The organism is Bradyrhizobium sp. SPXBL-02 (assembly GCF_051853065.1).
In the GTDB taxonomy this organism is placed as follows: domain Bacteria; phylum Pseudomonadota; class Alphaproteobacteria; order Rhizobiales; family Xanthobacteraceae; genus Bradyrhizobium.
This window is the reverse complement of the sequence record NZ_CP182474.1, coordinates 1,368,813-1,388,804: the sequence shown is the minus strand read 5'-3', so window position 1 is coordinate 1,388,804 and position 19,992 is coordinate 1,368,813. Positions and strand designations below refer to the sequence as shown.

The following is a 19,992-nucleotide window of genomic DNA, read 5'->3' as shown; positions in this document are numbered from 1 at the left end:
CAACCGGACGGGGATGCTAGACAGCGGGAGCGGAAGCAAAAAAAGAGCCGCCGGAGACCGGCGGCTTTGAAAGTTGATAACAGGGAGGCGTCAAACAGAGTGGACAGGAGCCACTCGGTGTCCAAACGAGGACAGTTCCAGTCATAAACCCGAAAGCTTAATCCGAAGTAAACGAGCTAATTTTTTGGGATTTCGTTAGCCATGTCGGCCAGTGGCCGAATGAAGTGCGGAACAATCTTCAGCCGTCATTCCGGGGCGCGACGACGTCGCGAGGTACGATGCGCAATTGCGCACCTGAGAATCCATAACCACAGGCGGATGGAGTAGCCGGCCACGATCAGCGTGCCCGTATCAACGGCCTGTGGCTATGGATTCCGGGCTCGGCGCTGACGCGCCGCCCCGGAATGACGAGGCGGAGAAAGTTCGGCCCACGCGTCCGGGACGACAGTCGTTGTGGGGCGACTGCTACGACTTGAAAATGCTGTTCGCCGCATCGCGCGAGGCGCGCTTCTTGGTGGCGGCTTCTTCCAGTCTTGCGATCTCGGTCTTGAGCAGCGCGACACGCTCGGTCAGTTCCTCCACTGACAAGAGTGAGAGGTCCTGTCCAATCTCATGGCTGATCTTCTTGCGCGGGCGGTCGTCGTCTTCCATCGGCATCGTCGTTCCTCCTCTCGTCCGCGGACCGGACCACATGGCCTAAGGCGGTTGCCAGCCTGCACCGCGCTGGCTAAGCAAGGGCCTCGTTTCCTCCCGCACCTTTGCTCAAGGACACATCATGGACAAGCTGCCCGCGCAAATGACCGTGGTCGCCATCTCCAAGCCCGGTGGGCCGGAAGTGCTGGTGCCGGAGCAACGCAGCGTTCCGCAGCCCGGTCCCGACGAGATCCTGGTCAAGGTGATGGCTGCCGGCGTCAACCGGCCCGACGTGGCGCAGCGCTCGGGCGCCTATCCGCCGCCGCCCGGCGCCAGCGACCTGCCCGGCCTCGAGATCGCGGGCGAAGTCGTCGCGGTCGGCAGCAATGCCAAGCGGCACCAGGTCGGCGACAAGGTGATGTCACTCGTCGCCGGCGGCGGATATGCGCAGTACTGCATCGCGCAGGATGCCCAGGCGATGAGCGTGCCGCCGGCGCTGTCGATCAAGGAAGCCGGCGCGCTGCCGGAAACCCTGATGACGGTCTGGCACAACGTGTTCGAGCGCGGCGGCCTCAAGGCCGGCGAGACGCTGCTGATCCATGGCGGCTCCTCCGGCATCGGCACCATGGCCATTCAGCTCGCCAAAGCCTTCGGTGCGAAGGTGTTCGTCACCGTGGGATCGCAGGACAAGATCGATGCCTGCCTCAAGCTGGGGGCCGACCGCGCCATCAACTACAAGAGCGAAGACTTCGTCGCCGTGATCAAGGCTGAGACCAACAACGTCGGCGTCAACCTGATCCTCGACATGGTCGCCGGTGACTATGTCGACCGCAACTATGATGCCGCCGCGGTCGACGGGCGCATCGTCCAGATCGCGACCCTCAACGGCCCCAAGGTCAGCGTCAACATCGCCAAGGTCATGGTCAAGCGCCTGACCCATTCCGGCTCGACCTTGCGCCCCCGTAGTAATGCGGACAAGGCCGCGATGGTGGCCGCGATCGAGCAGAAAGTGATGCCGCTTTTGCGCGAAGGCCGCATCAAGCCGGTGATGGACAGCACTTTCCCGCTGGAAAAGGCCGCAGACGCCCACCGGCGCATGGAAACGAGCGCACATATTGGCAAAATTGTGTTGGAGGCCTAGGTCACCGGCCCACAGGGCAAGCCGGAAACCCTTTGATTTTCCTCGCTTTCGTGGCATCTATCGCGACGCACCGAACCACATCGGTTCGGTCTGAAATCGCCTTTTAGATTCGCCTTGCACTGACGAGTTTGCGTCGAACGCGGAGAACTGACCTTGCGTCTGATCAGGTGCCTCGCGCCCATCGCGCTGGGCCTCATGATTCTCGTCGCCGCGTATCCCGCGCGCGCGCTCGACGCCGTCAGCGTCCGTGGCGACGCGCCCGCGATCGACCTCACCAGCGTGCTCGAGCATCAGCGCAGCGATGCCGATCGCATCCAGGTCTCGACTGCGCCGGGCACCGACGGCATCGTCCGCCGCATCGAGGTGCGCGCCCGCGAGGGCGGCCAGAACTGGGTGGTGTTCGCGCTTGCCAACAACACCGACGACCAGCTCGACCGCCTGATCGTCGCCCCGCATTACCGCATCGTCTCCTCGGGATTGCTGTGGCCCGACCTCGGCCTGTCGCGCATCGCGACCATCACGCCCTCGATCGGCGACCGGCCGGAACGGCAGGAAAGCGCCACCGCGGACGTGTTCCGCATCACGCTCGACCCCGGCGCCGTCGTTACCTTCGTCGCGGAGCTGCGCACCGACAAGCTGCCGCAGCTCTATCTGTGGGAGCCGGAAGCCTACAAGGACAAGGTCAACTCGTTCACGCTGTACCAGGGCATCGTGATCGGCATCTCCGGCTTGCTTGCCCTGGTGCTGACCATCCTGTTCGTGGTGAAGGGCAGCATCATGTTCCCGGCCGCGGCAGCGCTGGCCTGGGCGGTGCTGGTCTATATCGGCGTCGATTTCGGCTTCTGGGGCAAGGTGCTCGACATGTCGAACAACGCCGAGCGCATCTGGCGCGCGGCGGGTGAGGCGATCCTGGCGGCGACGCTCTTGGTGTTCCTGTTCGCCTATCTCAATCTCAGCCGCTGGCACGTGCGCTATTCGCACATCACGGTCGGCTGGCTTGCGTTCCTCGGCTCGCTGGTGGCGCTCGCCCTGTTCGATCCGGCAGTGGCCTCCGGCATCGCGCGCATCTCGCTGGTGCTGATCGCCTTCGCCGGCTTCGCGCTGATCGTCTATCTCTCCACCCACGGCTTCGACCGCGCCGTGCTCTTGATCCCGACCTGGTTCCTCCTGGTGGTCTGGGTGGTGGCGGCCGGTATGACGGTCGCGGGCTCCGTCACCAACGACATCGTCGGCCCTGCCCTGCTCGGCGGCCTCGTGCTGATCGTGATGCTGATCGGCTTCACGGTGATGCAGCACGCCTTTGCCGGCGGCGGCGCCAGCACCGGCGTCGTCTCCGACATCGAGCGGCGCGCCCTGGCGCTGGCCGGCTCCGGCGACCTGATCTGGGACTGGGACGTCTCGGCCGACAAGGTGTTCACCAGCCCCGAGACCGAAGCCCTGCTGGGACTGAAGCGGGGCACGCTGGAAGGGCCCGCCGCCTCCTGGCTCGAGGTGCTGCACCCGCTCGACCAGGACCGTTTCCGCGCCGCGCTCGACAGCGTGCTCGACCAGCGCCGCGGCCGCCTGGTGCAGGATTTCCGCCTGCGCACCCCGGACGGCCACTTCATGTGGTTCGCGCTGAAAGCGCGCCCGGTGGTCGGCTCGGACGGCGAGGTCTCGCGCGTGGTCGGCACGCTCACCGACGTCACCGAGCTGCGCAATGCCGAGGAGCGCCTGCTGCACGATTCCGTGCATGACAATCTCACCGGCCTGCCCAACCGCAAGCTGTTCATGGACCGGCTGAATGCGGTCGCGCATTTCGCCAAGACCATGCCGACGCTGCGGCCGACGCTGATGGTGATCGACCTCGACCGCTTCAAGCAGGTCAACGATTCCGTCGGGATTGCGGTCGGCGATTCCATCCTGCTCACTTTGGCGCGCCGCCTCACCCGCATCCTGAAGCCGCAGGACACGCTGGCCCGGATGGCCGGCGATCAGTTCGGCCTGATCTTGCTCTCGGAGCAGGACCCGGCGCGCATCACCGCTTTTGCCGAGACGATCCGCAAGACCATCCGCGCGCCGATCGCCTTCAACGATCGCGAGATCTTCCTCACGGCGTCGATCGGCCTCGCGCTGTCCGATCCGCAAACCCAGCTCACGGACGAGATCATCAAGGATGCCGAGCTGGCGATGTATCATTCCAAGCGCATCGGCGGCGACCGCATCGACGTCTACAAGCCGGCGATGCGCGCGCGGAAGACCGACCGCCTGACGCTGGAGAGCGAATTGCGCCGCGCCATCGAGCGCCAGGAGATCACGATCCTGTACCAGCCGATCGTGCGACTGGAGGATCGATCCGTCGCCGGCTTCGAGGCGCTGGCGCGCTGGGATCATCCGAAGCTCGGACGCATGGCGCCCTCGGAGTTCATATCGATTGCGGAAGAGACCGGCCTGATCGTCGACCTCGGCATGTTCGTGCTCGACCAGACCGCCAAGCAGCTTTCGGTGTGGCAACGCGCGATGCGCTCGCGCGAGCCGATCTTCGCCTCCGTCAACGTCTCGTCACGGCAGCTGCTGCGCCACGATTTGATCCACGACATCCGCACCGTGCTGTCGCGCTCCTCGGTGGCGCGCGGCACGCTCAAGCTCGAGCTGACGGAATCGCTGGTGATGGAGAATCCGGAGCACGCAGCCCAGATGCTGACCCGGATCCGCGAGCTCGGCACCGGGCTGTCGCTCGACGATTTCGGCACCGGCCATTCCTCGCTGGCCTATCTGCAGCGCTTCCCGTTCGACACCATCAAGATCGACCAGTCCTTCGTGCGCACCACCAGCCGCGGCACCCGCCCCGTGATCCTGAAGTCGATCATCGCGCTCGCGCACGATCTCGGCATGGACGTCGTCGCCGAAGGCGCCGAGACGGATTCGGACGCCGTGGAGCTCTACCAGATGGGCTGCGAATACGCGCAAGGCTTTGCCTTCGGCGAGCCGATGGACGCGGACGCGGCGATGCGGCTGCTTACGGAAGTGCGGCTGGAAGCGGCGAGCTGATTGCTCTCTTACCCTCCCCTGGAGGGGGAGGTCGATCGCGCGCAGCGCGAGCGGGGTGGGGTGATCTCTCCACTCGGGCACCGCATCAGTCGAGAGACTGTCACCCCACCCCGGCTCGCAATCTCGCTTCGCTCGATCGCGAGCCGACCCTCCCCCTCCAGGGGAGGGTGGACGGCGTGCCCTACGATACTATCGCCGCCGCTCGTTCTTCTGCTTCCTGAACCTTACGCTCTGGCCATCCGGCATGCGCGTTGCCACGAAGCCGGCGGCGAGACAGGCTTCGCGTTGCGGCATCTGGATGTCGGGGCTGCGCAGGCTGTCCCACCATGAGGCACGCTGGGCCGCGCGCGGCAGCGCCGCGCCGATGATCTCCTCGATCTGCTCGAAGCTCAGCACGAGCTCCTCCTGCTTCTGCCGCAGCAGATAATCGCGCAACGCATCGTAGTCGTTCACACTCGTCCTCTCGTCCGGGGCCGAAGATCAGGTCTGCTCAAAACCGTCAGCCGCATAAACCGATTCTTAACTCATTGCAGCAGCGCCGTCGCGGCTTAAACACTACGCAAGCTTTCGGGCGCATCCACTATGGACAGGAGCGAACAATGTTCTCTGGATGGCGCGACGTTGCGGCCCGCCGGCCGTGGCGGATTTCGGCGAAGCTGCTGATCATCTCGTCCGTGGTGACGGTGATCGGCTTTTCCGCCATTTGCGTCAACGTCATGCTCGACATGCGCCGCGGCGAGGAGGCGCTCGCCCGCCAGACGCTGGAAAACCTTGCGACCACGATCGAGTCCGACGTCAGCCGCAACGTCGAGATCTACGATTTGTCGCTGAAGGCGGTCGCCAGCAACATGCTGCTGCCCGAGCTGGCGACGGTCTCGAAGCCGATTCGTCACCTGATCCTGTTCGACCACGCAACCACCGCCAGGCATTTCGGCGCCATCCAGGTGTTCGACGCCGAGGGCCGGCTGACCATCGACGCCTCCACGCTCGATCCGCTGCCGGAGGACCGCAGCGAGGAAGACTATTTCAGGGTTCACCGGGACAATCCCGGCGCGGAGCTGTTCATCAGCCGTCCCATGCTGTTTCGCGGCGCCTACTCGATCGTGCTGAGCCGGCGCATCAGCGACGCGGACGGCGGCTTCATGGGCGTCGTCGCCGGCTCGATCCGATTCAGCTATTTCCACGAATTGTTCGATCGGCTCAACCTCGACCCCGACGACACCATCACCGTGCTCAAGCGCGACCGCACCATCATCATGCGGCGGCCATTCGATCTCGACGTCATCGGCACGAACCTGAACGACCGCCAGAACTGGAAGGCCGACAATCTCAGGGTCGGCGCCTCCTATTCGGGACAGGGCCCGGTCGATCCGACGCCGCGACTCTATGTCCGCAGCAAGAACAATGGTCCGCTGTTCGTGGTCGCCGGCAAGCCTTTGGCCGCGGTGTTCGCGCTCTGGCAGAAGGAGGCGATCCGCATCGGCGCCGTGGTGCTGGCGCTCGCGCTGTTCGTGCTGGGATCGACGCTCGTGCTGGCGCGCGAGATCGGCCGGCGCGCCGAGGCCGAGCGCAAGCTCGAGGAGTTGGCGACGACGGACGCCCTCACCGGCCTGAAGAACCGCCGCAAGTTCGATTCCGTCATCGACGTCGAATGGCGGCGCGCCATGCGCCAGAAGGCGCCGATCGCGCTGCTCATGATCGATGCCGATCATTTCAAGGCCTACAACGACACGTTCGGCCATCAGGCCGGCGACCAGGTGCTGGTCGGCATCGCCATCTGCATTTCCGATTCGGTGAGCCGCGCCGGCGACTGCGCGGCGCGCTATGGCGGCGAGGAATTCGCCGTGCTGCTGCCGAGCACCTCGGCCGCCGATGCCTTCAAGGTGGCGGAGACGATCCGCCTCAAGGTGCAGGGCTGGTCCGACGATCAGGCGATGTCGACGGTGTCCTGCGGCATCGCCAGCCTCGTCCCCGCCGCCGGCATGGACTGGGCGCTGCTGGTTGCCGCCGCCGACAAGGCGCTCTACGCCGCCAAGGCCGGCGGGCGCAACCAGTCGGTGGTGGCGAGCCTGCCGCAGCTGTCGCTGGTGGCGTGAGGCGCTGTTCTCTCGCAGTCATTGCGAGCGAAGCGAAGCAATCCAGATCGTCTCCGCGGATACATCACTGGATTGCTTCGTCGCTTCGCTCCTCGCAATGACGAGTTGAGAGATAGCGCATGCTACTGCCCCAGATATTTCTTCATCTCCGCGATCAGGCCGTCGCGCAATTCCGGGCGCTTCAAGCCGTAGGCGATGTTGGCGCGCAGGAAGCCGGGCTTGGAGCCGCAATCATGGCGCTCGCCCTCGAACTCGACGCCGTAGAATTTCTGCGTCTTGGCAAGCCCGATCATGGCGTCGGTGAGCTGGATCTCGCCGCCGGCGCCGCGCTCCTGGGTCTCCAGGATCTTGAAGATCTCCGGCTGCAGGATGTAGCGACCGGTGATCGAGAGGTTGGAGGGCGCCGTGCCCTTGGCCGGCTTCTCGACCATGCCGTCGACCTCGAACATCTTGCCGTTGCGCTTGCCGACGCCGCAGATGCCGTATTGGTGGGTCAGATGATCGGGCACCGCCTCGACCGCGACCAGATTGGATTTTTCGCCGAGCGAGGACGCCATCTCGATCATCTGCTTCAGGCAGCCCGGCGTGTTGAGCACGAGCTCGTCCGGCAGCACCACGGCGAACGGCTCGTTGCCGACGATGTCGCGCGCGCACCAGACCGCGTGGCCGAGGCCGAGCGGCGCCTGCTGCCGGGTGAAGCTGACCGCGCCGGCTTCCGGCTGGTTCTGCGCCAGGATGTCCTGCTCGGCTTTCTTGCCGCGTGCGGCCAGCGTCGCGTCGAGCTCGAACATCCGGTCGAAATGATCCTCGATGACAGCCTTGTTGCGGCCGGTGACGAAGACGAAGTGCTCGATGCCGGCTTCCTTCGCCTCGTCATAGACGTACTGGATCAGGGGCTTGTCGACGATGGTCAGCATTTCCTTCGGCATTGCCTTGGTGGCAGGCAGAACGCGGGTGCCGAGGCCGGCGACGGGGAATACAGCTTTGCGAATCTTCATGGGATCGATCGAATACCTTGGGGCACATGGGACGGGAGCAATGGCATTCTTGCTAGCCTGTTTGCAGCCGCCAACAAAGGCGGATGTGGGGCCTCGCCCCGACAGAGTTAAGAAAAAGGCCGTCACCAAAATTTCACCTTTGTTAAGCTATTGGCAACGCTAACCAGGCCTCCTGTGGCGGGTTTTCAGGCCGACGCGTGGGATATGATGCAATCAATGGCAGGACTGACGAGACGGGCTGGCGGCGCAGTCGTTGCGGCCGCTTTGCTGCTGCCGGCCGGCGCGCAAGCGCAGGCACAGAACGGCCTGTCGAACCTGTTCGGCGGCATCTTCTCGGGATCGAACCCGGCACCGGCGCAACCCACACCTGGCCCGAGCGGCGCGCCGACGGGAGCATTGCCCTGGAGCGGCGAGGACGGCGCCTCCGGCCATCCCTTGATGACGGCCGCCGCGATCCGCGAGGCCGCCGGCAACTTCAACAATTGCGTCGCTGCGATGTGGCCCGATGCTGCACGGCGCGGCGTCACGCAGGAGAATTTTCAGCGCTTCACCGCCGGACTCTCGCCCGACCTGCGCATCATGGACCTCATGGACTCGCAGCCGGAATTCACCAAGTCGATCTGGGACTATCTCGACATCCTGGTGAACGACAACCGCCTCGCCAAGGGCCGCGAGGTCCTCGCCAAATACAAGGCGCAGTTCGACGCGACTGAGAAGGCCACCGGTGTCGACCGCACCATCATCGCCTCGATCTGGGGCATCGAGTCCAATTACTCGACGCAGATGGGCGACCGCAGCGTGCTGCAATCGACCGCGACGCTCGCCTGCATCGGCCGCCGCCAGGCCTATTTCAAGGACGAATTCCTCTCCGCGCTGGAGATCCTCAACCGCGGCGATCTGCGTCCGGAGCAGCTGCGCGGCTCCTGGGCCGGCGCCTTCGGCCCGACCCAGTTCATGCCGACCGCGTTCAAGCGCTTCGCGGTGGACGGAGACGGCGACGGCCGGCGCGACGTCGTCGACAACCCGACCGACCTGATTGCCTCGACCGCCAACAATCTGAAGAAGGACGGCTGGCAGCCCGGCCAGACCTGGGGCTACGAGGTCGTGGTGCCGCAAGGCTTCAACTACATGCTGGCCGACCGCGCCAAGGCGATGCCGATCGCGCAATGGGAGAAGCTCGGGCTCAAGCGTCCGAACAACCAACCCTTCCCGCAGCCGGCGGAGAAAGCTTACCTGCTGGCGCCGGCCGGCGCGCAGGGACCGGGCTTTCTGATGCTGCAGAATTACCGCGTCATCATGAAGTACAATCCGGCCGAGGCCTATGCGCTGGCGATCGGCCATTTCGCCGACCGGCTGCGCGGGGGACAGCCTTTCGTGCAGCCCTGGCCGCGCCAGGAGCGCGAGCTCTCGCGGACCGAGCGGCTGGAGCTGCAGCAACTGCTGGCCCAGCGCGGCTTCTACAAGGGCACCCCGGACGGCCAGTTCGGCGGCATGACCAGGGAGGCCTTGCGCAACTTCCAGGCCTCGATCGGGGCCCCCGCCGACGGTTTTGCCTCGTCCGACGTGCTGGACCGGCTGCGCGGGCGGTAAAATCGCGCCTGAAGTAACCTTGAAGGCGGATTTTGCCTGAAAACCTTGACCGGGACTGGTGTTCCCCGGTCTATGGACAAGAATCTGCGATGGAATTTGCCCGTTTGGCGCCTGATTCCGTTATTATATGAAGCTAACTCCGATCCTCCATTGCGCGCGCCCGAGATCGCATGTCGAAGAAGTCCCTGTTCAAGGCGCTGACCGAGACCGGCCCGTTGATCGCGCTGGGGACGGCGCTTGCGATCCTGGTGTCGGTGGCGGCACCGGCTTCGGCACAGTTCTTCAACTTCCCCGGCTTCGGCGGGCCGCCGCAGCGTTCGGCCCCACCACCGCCACCCCGGGGCGGCGGAGGTGGCGGCTGGTTCGGCGGCGACTTCTTCGCACCATTCCAGCAGCAGCCGCAGCAAGCGCCGCGCCAGGATTTTTCGCGCGCGCCGGCACCGGCCAAGCGCGACACCATTCCTGAGAAGAACGTGCTGGTGATCGGTGATGCCATGGCCGACTGGCTCGCCTATGGCCTCGAAGACGCCTACGCCGAGCAGCCCGACATGGGCGTGATCCGCAAGCACAGGACCACGTCCGGCCTGATCAAGTACCAGCCCAAGGGCGAGCCCGCGGACTGGGCCGCGGCGGCCAAGGGCATTCTCGAGACCGAGAAGCCCGACGTGATCGTCGTCATGCTCGGCCTCAACGACCGCGTCGCGATCCGCGAGCCGGCCGCCGACAAATCCGACAAGGCAGCCGCGGAAAAAGACAAGGACAAGAAGAACGACAAGGGTGCGCGCGCCAAGCCACAAGCAAAGCCCGGCGACGCCAAGCCCGACACCGCCGCCAAGCCGGACGACAAGCCTGCCGATGCCGACCTGCCGCAGGACGACGCCGACAACGCCGACACGCCGGCGGCCGCGCCGGAAAAGACTGCGCGCAACCCGAACGGCCTCTATGAATTCCGCGACGAGCGCTGGGTCGAGCTCTACGGCAAGAAGATCGAGGAGCTCGCGGGTGTGCTCAAGGCCAAGGGCGTGCCCGTGCTCTGGGTCGGCCTGCCCGCAGTTCGCGGACCGAAGGGCACCGCGGACACGCTGTTCCTGGATTCGCTGTATCGTGAGGGCGCGGCCAAGGCCGGCATCACCTATGTCGACGTCTGGGACGGCTTCGTCGACGAAGCCGGCCGCTTCCTGCAGAAGGGCCCGGACTTCGAAGGCCAGATCCGCCAGCTCCGCAGCTCCGACGGCGTCTACTTCACAAAGCCGGGCGCGCGAAAACTCGCGCATTATGTCGAGCGCGAGATCACGCGCCTGCTTGCCGGACGCTCCGGCCCGATCGCGCTGCCGAGCGAGCCTGCGACCCCCGACACCAGCGCCGAGCCGGGCAAGCCCGCGCCGCGGCCGCTGGCCGGGCCGATCGTGCCGCTGGTTGCAGCCTCGATCTCGACCGATCAATTGCTGGGCGGACCAGGCACGCGTCCCGCCGCCGTCGATGCGCTCGCGGCAAAGACCATGGTGAAGGGTGAGCCGCTGGCAGCTCCCGCCGGCCGTGCCGACGATTATGCCTGGCCGCGCCGGGAAGTCGGCCGCGAGCAGGCCAAGGGCGATACGCCGATGGCGGCAACGACGCCGGACGGCGGGGCGGCTCAGGGCGCACCGGGCGCAGCCGCCGCGATCGCGCCGCCAAAGCTCGCGCCGAAGAAGCCGCCGCTCCCGCCACAACAGCCGGCCCAGGCAACGCCCTCGTTCAGGGATTTCTTCGGCTTCGGCTCGCCGCAGCCCCCGCCGGCCCCGCGCCAGCTGGCGCCGGCACCCGGACCGCGCAATCCGAATCCCAATCCTGGGGTCCCGCGGCCGCCGGGCAACGTTGGCCGCTCGGCCGAGATGTTCCGGTAATCGTCTCTGACGATTTCAGATGTCATTCCGGGGCGCGCATAGCGCGAACCCGGAATCCATCGTGCCACCGGCAATGTTGATGAATGGATTCCGGGCTCGCGCCAAGAGGCGCGCCCCGGAATGACGCACGACAATCAGCCGTAATAGCGCCAGCGTGACGGCGGGCGACGGGCGGGACGCGACATCAGAAGCGCCAGCGCGAAGCCGATGCCGCCGGCCACCAGCAGCGCGCCGAGCGGGTTGTCCTGCACCTTCTGCGCGATGGCCTTCGAGCCGTCGCGGAAAGTCTCGCCACTGTTCTCATAGGCATCCTTGGCATAACCCGCGGCAGTGTCCGTGGCCTCGCGAACGGCATCCTTGGCCTGGCCGTAGAGATTCTGCACCGTGCCCGCGGCTTCCCGCGCCTTGCCCGACGCCTGCGTCTTGGCATCGCCTGCCATGTCGCCGATCGCGCCTTCCGCGCGTCCGGCATATTCCTTCGCCGATCCAACAATCCGATCCGTGTCCATGATGATCCTCCTCGGTGGTCAGCCGAAGTAACCGATCAGACGCAGCGCGGTTCCTTGGCTTGGCCTACAGAATCTTGGCCTACAGAATCAGGCCGCCATCGACGACCAGCGTCTGGCCGATGATGTAGGACGACAGTGGCGAGGCCAGGAACAGCGCCGCGCCCGCCATGTCGGCCGGCGTGCCCAATCGCCGCAGCGGGATGCGCGCGAGCGCGCCTTCCAGCCGCTTCGGATTGTCGGTCGTCACCTTCGTCATCTTGGTGTCGACGAGCCCTGGCGCAATGCCGTTGACGCGGATGCCGTCCTCGGCCCAGGCCTCGCCCAGCGTCCGCGTCAATCCGACCGCACCGGTCTTCGAGGCGTTGTAGGCGGGATTGCCCATGGTGGAATGATAGGCCGCAGTCGAGGACACGATGATCAGCGCGCCCTTCGCGTCCCGCAACATGGAATGAAAGCGCGTCGCGCAGGCCATCAGACTCATCAGATTGACCTCGACGACCTTGCGGAAACCCGTCATCTCGAATTCGCCGCGGCGGTAGATCACCGCGCCCTGCGCGAGCACCAGGATGTCGAGACGTTCGAACGATGGCTTGAATGCTTCGATGGCATTGGGATTGCTGACGTCGAGCTGCGCGTAAGCAAGACCTTCGAGATCGGAGCCTTCCTCGGCTGAATATTCCGTTGCGTGAGCACGCGTGCCGCAGACCGCAATTGTTGCGCCCTTGGCGCGAAAGGCCTGCGCGATGCCGTTGCCGATGCCGCTGGAACCGCCGACCACCAGCACCTGCTTGCCTGAGAAATCGAGCTCGTTTGCCATTCGCGGCCTCCCCTGGTGTTTTCTGCTTGTTTGACCTGTCTGCGGATCGATGCCAGCCTTGTCAATCATAACAAGAACCAGCTCGGCGCGAGGAAACAGCATGTCCAACTTCAGGGAGCTCAGCCGGTCCGTGAAGGGCCTCACCGTGCTCGTCACCGGCGCAGCCAGCGGCATGGGGCGCGCCACCGCGTGCGTGTTCGCTAGCGAAGGTGCGAACGTCGCCGTCACGGATTTCGACGAGCAAGGCGCGCAGGACGTCGCCAAGGAGATTGCGGCGAGCGGTGGCGCGGCAAGGGCGTGGAAGCTCGACGTCGCCGATGGCGGCGAAATCAAGCGCGTGGTCGGCGATGTCGCCGCGCATTTCGGCGGTCTCGACATCGTCGTCAACAATGCCGGCATCTCGGTGCGTGTCGCGATCGACGATGAGGCCTACGAGGACGCCTGGGCGAAGGGCATCGCCGTGATGCTGACGGCGCATCCGCGCATCATCCGCGCGGCGCTGCCCCACTTGCGCCAATCGAAGAGCCCGCGCATCGTCAACATCGCCTCGACCGAGGCGCTCGGCGCTACCGCCTTGCACAGCCCGTATTCGGCCGCGAAGGGTGGCGTTGTGAGCCTCACCCGCTCGCTCGCGGTGGAGCTTGGCCGCGAGGGCATCACCGTCAACTGCATCTGTCCCGGACCGATCCGCACGGGAATCACGGACCGCATCCCGGAGGAGCACAAGACCATCTACGCCAAGCGCCGCACCGCACTCGGCCGTTACGGCGACCCTGAAGAGGTCGCGCATATGACGCTGAGCCTGTGCCTGCCCGCGGCGTCCTTCCTCACCGGCGCGGTGATCCCGGTCGACGGCGGGCTGATGGCGCGGAACGCGTGAGAGCCATGCGCGCGGCGCGTTGACATCGCCGGATGCGGGAGTCATTTTTTCCACAAACAGAGCGGGGAAACCGCTCGTCAATGCGGGAGGAACGCCATGACCATCGCCATCCGGCAGCTTCAGAAACATTTCGTCGGCGAGGTATCCGGCCTCGATCTGCGCAAGCCGCTCACGCCGGATCAGGCGCGCGAGATCGAGGCCGCCATGGACAAGTACGCCGTGCTCGTCTTCCACGATCAGGACATCACCGACGAGCAGCAGATGGCGTTCGCGCTGAACTTCGGCCAGCGCGAGGAAGCGCGCGGCGGCAACATCACCAAGGCGGATGAACACCGCCTCACCTCGGGCCTGAACGACGTCTCCAACCTCGGCAAGGACGGCAAGCCGCTGCCGAAGGACAGCCGCGCCAATCTGTTCAACCTCGGCAATTGCCTGTGGCACTCCGACAGCTCCTTCCGCCCCATCCCCGCAAAGTTCTCGCTGCTGTCGGCGCGCGTGGTGAACCCGAAGGGCGGCAACACCGAATTCGCCGACATGCGCGCGGCCTATGACGCGCTCGACGACGAGACCAAGGCGGAGATCGAGGACCTCGTCTGCGAGCATTCGCTGATGTATTCGCGGGGATCGCTCGGCTTCACCGAATACACCGACGAAGAGAAGGAGATGTTCAAGCCGGTGCTGCAGCGGCTGGTGCGCACGCATCCCGTGCATCGCCGCAAGTCGCTGTATCTGTCATCGCATGCCGGCAAGATCGTCGGCATGAGCGTGCCCGAGGGGCGGCTGTTGCTGCGCGATCTGAACGAGCACGCCACGCAGCCTGAGTTCGTCTACGTGCACAAATGGAAGCTGCATGACCTCGTGATGTGGGACAACCGCCAGACCATGCACCGGGTCCGCCGCTACGACCAGTCCCAGCCCCGCGACATGCGCCGCGCGACGGTGGCGGGGACGGAGCCGACGGTGCAGCAGCAGGCGGCGGAGTAAGGCGCTGTCGTCGTGGTGAAGGCAGCAACGACAGAGTTGCAGACGAAAGGGCGCGGGCGTTTCAACACACTCCGTCATTGCGAGCGAAGCGAAGCAATCCAGAATCCCTCCGCGTCGGGTTTCTGGATTGCTTCGTCGCTTCGCTCCTCGCAATGACGTCGTGGGAGGCCAGCTACACTCAGCGCCAGCTACGCGTGCCCGGCCTCGTTCGAGAGCATGCCGGGATCGATGCCGATCTTCTGCAAGGCGCGGTTGTACTTGTCGTCCACGTCGTCGCCGAAGATCAGATCCGCATCCGCGTCGCAATGCAGCCAGCCGTTGCTCTGGATCTCCGTCTCGAGCTGGCCCGGCGCCCAGCCGGCATAGCCGAGCGCGAGGATGGCGTGCTTGGGGCCGGCGCCGTTGGCGATCGCGCGCAGAATGTCGACCGTCGCAGTCAGGCAGACGCCGTCATCGATCCGCAGCGTCGCGTTCTCGATGTAGAAGTCGCTGGAATGCAGCACGAAGCCGCGCCCGGTGTCGACCGGGCCGCCGCGCAGCACCTTCATGCTTTCGGCGTTCTCCGGCAGCTTGATGTGCTCGCCCTTCTTGATGATGCCGAGCTGCTGCAAGAGCTCGGGGAAATCGATGCTGCCGGCGGGATGGTTCACGATGATGCCCATCGCACCTTCCGCCGAATGGGCGCAGAGATAGATCACCGAGCGCTCGAAGCGGGAATCGCCCATCACGGGCATTGCGATCAGGAGCCGGCCGTCGAGATAGCCGGAACTGGGCAACGCGGCGCCCGAGCTGCGGGTGCTTTCGCCCGTCCTCTTGCCTGTGGGAGCCATCGCTCAAGCACTCCGGTTTCAATTCCTATCCTGATGTCGGGCCGGGCGGCTGTCAAATCAAGGCTTGCGGCGACTTGATTCAAGTGCATCCATCACACGCAATTCAATGGTTTGGCCCGGGGCCACCCTGTAAAGACGTGCTATGCTTACGAGAGTTCCCCTGCGTGCGGCGATTGGCGTCGCAACAACCCTGCTCGCGTCGGCGTTGGCCATCGCCGCCCGTGCCGATGACGCCTCGCCTTGGCAGCGCGACGGACATTCCGCGGTGCGGCTGCTGGCGGGATCGCGCAGCGGCGCGGTTTTGCTCGGCGGTATTGCCTTCCAGCTGCAGCCCGGCTGGAAGACCTACTGGCGGTCGCCCGGCGATTCCGGCGTTCCACCCCGGTTCGACTTCTCGAAGTCCGATAATGTCGAAGCGGTGACGGTGATGTGGCCGGCACCGCTGAAATTCGACGACGGCGCGGGCGGTCATTCGATCGGCTATCGCGACCAGGTCGTGCTGCCCCTGCGCATCGTCGCCAAGGCCGCGGACAAGCCGGTGACCTTGCGCGCCGAGATCAACTACGCGGTGTGCGAGAAGCTCTGCATTCCCGTGGAGGCCAGCGCCGAGCTCGGCTTCAACAGCGTCGCCTCGACCGAGGATGCGAACTTGCGCGCTGCGCTCGACACCGTGCCGAAGCCCGCCAATATCGGCGACCCCAACCCGCTCACCATTCGCGACGTCAAGCGTGACGGGCCCAAGAACGTGGTGGTCGACGTGGTGACGCCCGACAGCCGCAAGGTCAATCTGTTCGTGGAAGGCCCGACACCCGATTGGGCGCTGCCGATTCCGGCGCCGGTGCAGCACGGCCCGCCGGGGGTGATGCGCTTCTCGTTCGAGCTCGACGGACTGCCGCCGGGCGCCAAGCCCGAGGGCGCCGCGCTGAAGTTCACGCTGGTCGGGCCGGAGAAGGCGTACGAGTTCAATACGAATTTGGAGTGAGGCCAGGTCAACGCGAGTGAGTTGCCGGGCTCCCGCTCCAGCCGAGAGTGGGCCACGGCACCCCGCCCAACCGAATCTTAACGAATCGTTGCTAGTCCCTCACCTGCCGCTGCAGGTCGCCCTGGGGATTCTTCGAATTGGCCGTGATGGATGCACCACCCGCAACGACCGGACCGGCCGGCCTGATTGCGCGGCTGCGCGCCAAGCTCGCGGGCGGATCGAGCGAGGCGTCGCTGACGCGGCGGCTCGCCGGCACCATCTTCGTCATCCGCGTCATCAGCGCCGGCCTCGCTTATGTCTCGCAGGTGCTGCTCGCGCGCTGGATGGGTACGTCCGATTACGGCATCTACGTCTATGTCTGGACCTGGGTGCTGCTGCTCGGCAGCATGATGGATTTCGGCATCTCGGCCTCGGCGCAAAAAATCATTCCGGAGTACCGCGCCAGCGGCGCGCAAGCGCTGCTGCGCGGCTTCCTCTCCGGCAGCCGCTGGCTGACCTTTGCCGTGTCCACGCTGGTCTCGCTCGGCCTTGCCGGCATCGTCAAATTGCTGTCGCCCTGGATCGATCCGGCCGAGGTGCTGCCGCTCTATATCGGCTGCATGACGCTGCCCGCCTTCGTCGTCGCCAACACCCAGGACGGCATCGCGCGCTCGCACGACTGGATGCAGCTCGGCCTGATGCCGCAATTCATCATCCGCCAGGCGCTGATCATCGGCATCACCGCGCTCGCCTTTCTGCTCGGCTATCACCTTGGCGCGGTCGCCGCGATGGTGGCGAGCCTGGGCGCGGTGTGGATCGCGATGGCCGGGCAGATGGTGGTGCTGAACCGCAAGCTCGCCGATCACATCACACCGGGACCGAAGGTCTATGACGTCAAGGGCTGGCTCACCGTCTCGCTGCCGATTCTGCTGGTCGAGAGCTTCTACCTGCTGTTGTCCTACACCGACGTGCTGGTGCTGCAGCAATTCCGTCCCTCGGACGAGGTCGGCGTCTATTTCGCCGTGGTGAAGACGCTGGCGCTGGTCTCGTTCATCCATTACGCGATGTCGGCGACGACGGCGCATCGCTTCGCCGAATACAATGCCAGCGGCGACAAGGCGCGCCTGTCGGCTTACGTCGCGCACGCCATCAACTGGACGTTCTGGCCGTCGCTGGCCGCGACGATCGTGCTGCTCGCGCTCGGCAAGCCGCTGCTGTGGCTGTTCGGACCGCAATTCATGATCGGCTACGACATCATGTTCGTGGCCGCGATCGGCCTCGTGGTCCGCGCCGCCATCGGCCCGGTGGAGCGGCTGCTCAACATGCTCGGCCAGCAGAAGATCTGCGCGCTGGCCTACGCGCTGGCCTTCGTGATGAATGTCGTGCTCTGCATCGCGCTGGTGCCGCGCTACGGCGGCCACGGCGCGGCGGCTGCGACCTCGATCTCGCTGAGCTTCGAGACCGTGCTGCTGTTCTGGATCGTCCGGCAGCGGCTGGGGCTGCACGTGCTGGCGTTCGGGAAATAGCGATAGCAATTCGTAGGGTGGGCAAAGCGAAGCGTGCCCACCGCTCTTTCTCAATCGCGGAAAAATGGTGGGCACGGTGCTTACGCGCCTTTGCCCACCCTACGGCCTCGCCTCTTACTCCGCGGTCCAGCCGCCGTCGATCGAGAGGTTGGTGCCGGTGATCTGGGCGGCGTCGTCGCTGCACAGGAACAGGGCGAGCGCGGCGACCTGCTCGGAGGTGACGAACTCCTTGGTCGGCTGCGCATCGAGCAGGACATCGTTGATGACCTGCTCGCGCGTCAGATTGCGCGCCTTCATGGTGTCGGGGATCTGCTTCTCGACCAGCGGGGTCCAGACATAGCCCGGGCTGATGCAGTTGCAGGTGATCTTGTGGGTCGCGACTTCCAGCGCCACGGTCTTGGTGAGGCCGGCGATGCCGTGCTTGGCCGAGACGTAAGCCGACTTGAACGGCGAGGCGACCAGCGAGTGCGCCGAGGCCGTGTTGATGATGCGGCCCCAACCCTTCTTCTTCATGCCCGGCACCGCGGCGCGGATGGCGTGGAAGGCCGAGGACAGATTGATCGCGATGATCTGGTCCCACTTCTCCGGCGGGAATTCCTCGATCGGCGAGACGAACTGGATGCCGGCATTGTTGACGAGGATGTCGACCGAGCCGAACGTCTTCTCGCCGAGCGCGATCATGCCGGCGATCTCGGCGGGCTTGGTCATGTCGGCGGGCGAGTAGACCGCCTTCACGCCGAAATCGGACTCGATCTTGGCGCGCTCCTTCTCGATGTCCTCCGGCGCGCCGAAACCATTGATGACGACATTGGCACCGGCGGCGGCGAAGGCGCGTGCGTAAGCGAGCCCGATGCCGCTGGTCGATCCGGTCACGACGGCGTTCTTGCCTGACAGAGTACCCATTCTATTCACTCCTTTTTTGCCGGGGGCGCGGTGACGTCCCCCGTGAGATCGTAGGTCACCATGGTCTCGCCGGACTGCGGCCGCTCCAGCCAATCCTTGTGGCGCATCGACAGGTGCACGTCGCGCACACCGGCTTCCCAATGCTCGACCATGGCGACGTGCGAGAAATCGTAATCCTTGGACGAGGATTCGTAGTTCTTGCTGCGGTAGATCAGATGCACCACGGTGACGGTGCTTTCGCGCGACACTTTCGCCAGGAATTCGACGGAAGGATCGTTCCTGAGATAGTCCGGCAATTTGCCGATCAGATCGCGCACCGCCCTCCGGGCGTTGTGCAGCTGCTTGTTCTTGTCGGTGTTCATCCGCGTGCGGCTGGAATAGCGGATGTCCTTCTCGCGCTCGGCGGCCTCCAGCAGCGAGTTCGGCAGGTCGCCGCGCGCGGAAAACAAATCGACCTGGAAGATCAGCATGTCGCGTGCGACCTCGGCATCGAGCACGTAGTCGAGCGGGGTGTTGGAGGCGATGCCGCCGTCCCAATAATGCTCGCCATCGATGACGACGGAAGGAAATCCCGGCGGCAGCGCGCCGGAGGCCATGATGTGCTCGGGGCCGATCTTCTTGCCGAGCTTCTTGAACTCGTAATTGTCGAAATATTTGAAATTGCCCGAGGTGACGCCGACCGCGCCGACCGACAGGCGCGTCTTCAGATCGTTGATGCGGTCGAAATCGACGAGACGCTCCAGCGTCTTCTTCAGCGGCGCGGTGTCGTAATAGCTTTCGGCTTCGGGATGCCCCGGCGGCCACAGCGGCGCCGGCGGAATGCGCGGCGTGAAGAAGCCGGGGACGCCGAAGGTCGCGATCAGCGCAGCACTGGTGGAATTGAACAGCTCGCGGCTGTGGTCGCTCTTGCCGACCGGCTTCCACGGCACCGGGGCCGACACCATTTCCCAGAATTCCTTGAGCCGCTCGACGCGGGTGCGACCCTCGTTGCCGGCGATGATGGCGGCATTGACCGCGCCGATCGAGATGCCGGCCACCCATTCCGGATCGAAGCCGTAGCCGCACAGCGCCTGAAAGGCGCCGGCCTGGTAGGAGCCGAGCGCGCCGCCGCCCTGGAGGACCAGAACGCGTTGCGCATTCGCGGGGACGCTGGCGGATTCCGGGCTATGATCGGTCATATGGGAACAATAGCAAAAGGCTGGCCACCGTGG

At 65.3% G+C, this 19,992-nt stretch carries 17 protein-coding genes; 9 read left to right on the top strand and 8 right to left on the bottom strand.

The window, feature by feature from the left end; translation table 11 throughout:
- Positions 1-465: 465 nt before the first annotated feature.
- Entirely contained in the window at positions 466-657 is a 192-nt protein-coding gene (locus ACNJYD_RS06500) for a DUF1192 domain-containing protein (RefSeq protein WP_172784857.1), read from the bottom strand.
- Between the two features lie 118 nt (positions 658-775).
- Between ACNJYD_RS06500 and ACNJYD_RS06495 the strand changes: the two genes are divergently transcribed.
- Both ACNJYD_RS06495 and ACNJYD_RS06490 read left to right on the top strand, forming a co-directional pair.
- Positions 776-1,774 carry an NAD(P)H-quinone oxidoreductase gene (locus ACNJYD_RS06495; RefSeq protein ID WP_439365697.1) on the top strand — a complete coding sequence of 333 codons (999 nt, stop codon included), beginning with the start codon at positions 776-778 and terminating at the stop codon, positions 1,772-1,774.
- A gap of 153 nt (positions 1,775-1,927) precedes the next feature.
- On the top strand, positions 1,928-4,804 hold the full coding sequence (locus tag ACNJYD_RS06490; RefSeq protein WP_172784859.1) for an EAL domain-containing protein: 2,877 nt from the start codon (positions 1,928-1,930) through the stop codon (positions 4,802-4,804).
- Positions 4,805-4,993: 189 nt separating this feature from the next.
- On the opposite strand, the gene ACNJYD_RS06485 is transcribed toward ACNJYD_RS06490, so the two are convergent.
- On the bottom strand, positions 4,994-5,257 hold the full coding sequence (locus ACNJYD_RS06485; protein WP_212254195.1) for a DUF7662 domain-containing protein: 264 nt from the start codon (positions 5,255-5,257) through the stop codon (positions 4,994-4,996).
- A gap of 146 nt (positions 5,258-5,403) precedes the next feature.
- Between ACNJYD_RS06485 and ACNJYD_RS06480 the strand changes: the two genes are divergently transcribed.
- On the top strand, positions 5,404-6,900 hold the full coding sequence (locus ACNJYD_RS06480; protein ID WP_439365696.1) for a sensor domain-containing diguanylate cyclase: 1,497 nt from the start codon (positions 5,404-5,406) through the stop codon (positions 6,898-6,900).
- A gap of 122 nt (positions 6,901-7,022) precedes the next feature.
- On the opposite strand, the gene ACNJYD_RS06475 is transcribed toward ACNJYD_RS06480, so the two are convergent.
- Positions 7,023-7,898 (bottom strand): UTP--glucose-1-phosphate uridylyltransferase, encoded by an 876-nt coding sequence (locus tag ACNJYD_RS06475; RefSeq protein WP_172784861.1) that lies wholly within the window; start codon positions 7,896-7,898, stop codon positions 7,023-7,025.
- A 207-nt stretch (positions 7,899-8,105) separates the two neighbouring features.
- On the opposite strand from ACNJYD_RS06475, the gene ACNJYD_RS06470 reads away from it, so the two are divergent.
- Both ACNJYD_RS06470 and ACNJYD_RS06465 read left to right on the top strand, forming a co-directional pair.
- Positions 8,106-9,488 (top strand): lytic murein transglycosylase, encoded by a 1,383-nt coding sequence (locus ACNJYD_RS06470; RefSeq protein WP_439367418.1) that lies wholly within the window; start codon positions 8,106-8,108, stop codon positions 9,486-9,488.
- Positions 9,489-9,658: 170 nt separating this feature from the next.
- Positions 9,659-11,371, top strand: a complete 1,713-nt coding sequence (locus ACNJYD_RS06465; RefSeq protein WP_439365695.1) for an SGNH/GDSL hydrolase family protein — start codon at positions 9,659-9,661, stop codon at positions 11,369-11,371.
- 134 nt (positions 11,372-11,505) lie between these two features.
- Here ACNJYD_RS06465 and ACNJYD_RS06460 read toward each other — a convergent pair whose 3' ends face one another.
- A complete protein-coding gene (locus tag ACNJYD_RS06460) occupies positions 11,506-11,880 on the bottom strand; it encodes a CsbD family protein (protein WP_172784864.1) in 375 nt (124 codons plus the stop codon).
- Between the two features lie 79 nt (positions 11,881-11,959).
- Positions 11,960-12,697, bottom strand: a complete 738-nt coding sequence (locus ACNJYD_RS06455; protein ID WP_439365694.1) for an SDR family NAD(P)-dependent oxidoreductase — start codon at positions 12,695-12,697, stop codon at positions 11,960-11,962.
- A 100-nt stretch (positions 12,698-12,797) separates the two neighbouring features.
- On the opposite strand from ACNJYD_RS06455, the gene ACNJYD_RS06450 reads away from it, so the two are divergent.
- Together ACNJYD_RS06450 and ACNJYD_RS06445 are read left to right on the top strand one after the other, a co-directional pair.
- Complete coding sequence (locus tag ACNJYD_RS06450; protein ID WP_439365693.1) at positions 12,798-13,577, top strand: SDR family NAD(P)-dependent oxidoreductase; 780 nt, start codon at positions 12,798-12,800, stop codon at positions 13,575-13,577.
- A gap of 96 nt (positions 13,578-13,673) precedes the next feature.
- Positions 13,674-14,561, top strand: coding sequence for a TauD/TfdA dioxygenase family protein (locus ACNJYD_RS06445; RefSeq protein ID WP_172784867.1), 888 nt, complete (start codon positions 13,674-13,676; stop codon positions 14,559-14,561).
- A gap of 188 nt (positions 14,562-14,749) precedes the next feature.
- Here ACNJYD_RS06445 and ACNJYD_RS06440 read toward each other — a convergent pair whose 3' ends face one another.
- On the bottom strand, positions 14,750-15,391 hold the full coding sequence (locus ACNJYD_RS06440; RefSeq protein ID WP_439365692.1) for a YqgE/AlgH family protein: 642 nt from the start codon (positions 15,389-15,391) through the stop codon (positions 14,750-14,752).
- Positions 15,392-15,533: 142 nt separating this feature from the next.
- Here ACNJYD_RS06440 and ACNJYD_RS06435 point away from each other — a divergent pair, with 142 nt between their 5' ends.
- Complete coding sequence (locus ACNJYD_RS06435; RefSeq protein WP_212254190.1) at positions 15,534-16,373, top strand: protein-disulfide reductase DsbD domain-containing protein; 840 nt, start codon at positions 15,534-15,536, stop codon at positions 16,371-16,373.
- Between the two features lie 146 nt (positions 16,374-16,519).
- The gene (locus ACNJYD_RS06430) at positions 16,520-17,878 is read left to right on the top strand and encodes a flippase (RefSeq protein ID WP_439365691.1); all 1,359 of its coding nucleotides are present in this window, start codon (positions 16,520-16,522) and stop codon (positions 17,876-17,878) included.
- 114 nt (positions 17,879-17,992) lie between these two features.
- On the opposite strand, the gene ACNJYD_RS06425 is transcribed toward ACNJYD_RS06430, so the two are convergent.
- Both ACNJYD_RS06425 and ACNJYD_RS06420 read right to left on the bottom strand, forming a co-directional pair.
- On the bottom strand, positions 17,993-18,781 hold the full coding sequence (locus tag ACNJYD_RS06425) for a 3-hydroxybutyrate dehydrogenase (protein WP_212254188.1): 789 nt from the start codon (positions 18,779-18,781) through the stop codon (positions 17,993-17,995).
- A 5-nt stretch (positions 18,782-18,786) separates the two neighbouring features.
- On the bottom strand, positions 18,787-19,959 hold the full coding sequence (locus ACNJYD_RS06420; protein ID WP_439365690.1) for a DUF3734 domain-containing protein: 1,173 nt from the start codon (positions 19,957-19,959) through the stop codon (positions 18,787-18,789).
- Between the last annotated feature and the right edge of the window lie 33 nt (positions 19,960-19,992).

Bases quoted from the DNA above. Each gene is read 5' to 3' on its own strand.
- ACNJYD_RS06455 (WP_439365694.1), bottom strand. From the start codon at position 12,697: ATGGCAAACGAGCTCGATTTCTCAGGCAAGCAGGTGCTGGTGGTCGGC.
- ACNJYD_RS06475 (WP_172784861.1), bottom strand. From the start codon at position 7,898: ATGAAGATTCGCAAAGCTGTATTCCCCGTCGCCGGCCTCGGCACCCGC.
- ACNJYD_RS06480 (WP_439365696.1), top strand. From the start codon at position 5,404: ATGTTCTCTGGATGGCGCGACGTTGCGGCCCGCCGGCCGTGGCGGATT.
- ACNJYD_RS06435 (WP_212254190.1), top strand. From the start codon at position 15,534: ATGCTTACGAGAGTTCCCCTGCGTGCGGCGATTGGCGTCGCAACAACC.
- ACNJYD_RS06460 (WP_172784864.1), bottom strand. From the start codon at position 11,880: ATGGACACGGATCGGATTGTTGGATCGGCGAAGGAATATGCCGGACGC.
- ACNJYD_RS06470 (WP_439367418.1), top strand. From the start codon at position 8,106: ATGCAATCAATGGCAGGACTGACGAGACGGGCTGGCGGCGCAGTCGTT.
- ACNJYD_RS06440 (WP_439365692.1), bottom strand. From the start codon at position 15,391: ATGGCTCCCACAGGCAAGAGGACGGGCGAAAGCACCCGCAGCTCGGGC.
- ACNJYD_RS06430 (WP_439365691.1), top strand. From the start codon at position 16,520: ATGGATGCACCACCCGCAACGACCGGACCGGCCGGCCTGATTGCGCGG.
- ACNJYD_RS06425 (WP_212254188.1), bottom strand. From the start codon at position 18,781: ATGGGTACTCTGTCAGGCAAGAACGCCGTCGTGACCGGATCGACCAGC.
- ACNJYD_RS06495 (WP_439365697.1), top strand. From the start codon at position 776: ATGGACAAGCTGCCCGCGCAAATGACCGTGGTCGCCATCTCCAAGCCC.
- ACNJYD_RS06445 (WP_172784867.1), top strand. From the start codon at position 13,674: ATGACCATCGCCATCCGGCAGCTTCAGAAACATTTCGTCGGCGAGGTA.
- ACNJYD_RS06465 (WP_439365695.1), top strand. From the start codon at position 9,659: ATGTCGAAGAAGTCCCTGTTCAAGGCGCTGACCGAGACCGGCCCGTTG.
- ACNJYD_RS06420 (WP_439365690.1), bottom strand. From the start codon at position 19,959: ATGACCGATCATAGCCCGGAATCCGCCAGCGTCCCCGCGAATGCGCAA.
- ACNJYD_RS06450 (WP_439365693.1), top strand. From the start codon at position 12,798: ATGTCCAACTTCAGGGAGCTCAGCCGGTCCGTGAAGGGCCTCACCGTG.
- ACNJYD_RS06500 (WP_172784857.1), bottom strand. From the start codon at position 657: ATGCCGATGGAAGACGACGACCGCCCGCGCAAGAAGATCAGCCATGAG.